The organism is Pseudomonas sp. 32_A (assembly GCF_017490905.1).
GTDB classification, from domain to species: Bacteria; Pseudomonadota; Gammaproteobacteria; order Pseudomonadales; family Pseudomonadaceae; genus Aquipseudomonas; species Aquipseudomonas inefficax.
In genome coordinates, this window is record NZ_JAFGYI010000357.1 from 1 (window position 1) to 441 (window position 441).

The window sequence follows — 441 nt, forward strand, 5'->3', positions numbered from 1 at the left end:
GGGTAAATATCATTCGTTAATGCTTCTTTCAACCATATAAAATGGCATTAGCAATCGACGGGATATTCACAATAGAAAACCTGCAAGAACATAGCGGGCAGTTAACTGCAACGCTTGGTTTAGATAAAAACCATCCAATTTTTTTTGGGCACTTCCCCGGGCAGCCTGTGGTACCCGGGGCGTGTATGCTGGCCCTGGTTAAAGATGTAGTTGAATTCGCTTTACATTTTACCCTTCAACTGAAAAATGCCGGCAATATCAAATTTATGCAGATGATAACGCCGGATAATAGCGAAGGCCTGCAGCTTATTATTACCTACAAAACGCCCCAAGCTGGCCTGCTAAGCCTCAGCGCTTCTATTTTAAATAGAGATATCGCCTGTTTTAAATTACAGGCTATATTCCGGATAATGTAGTTATTTAACGGTATTTGCCTGGATG

Annotated in this window: 1 protein-coding gene; it reads left to right on the top strand. The window is 41.7% G+C overall.

The genetic code is table 11. The features are described from left to right. Nucleotides 1-41 precede the first annotated feature (41 nt). The gene (locus J5M58_RS27060; protein WP_243432573.1) at nucleotides 42-416 is read left to right on the top strand and encodes a hypothetical protein; all 375 of its coding nucleotides are present in this window, start codon (nucleotides 42-44) and stop codon (nucleotides 414-416) included. Nucleotides 417-441 lie beyond the last annotated feature (25 nt).

What these genes read in the sequence shown, in the direction of transcription:
- J5M58_RS27060 (WP_243432573.1), top strand. Translation starts at nt 42, where the DNA reads ATGGCATTAGCAATCGACGGGATATTCACAATAGAAAACCTGCAAGAA.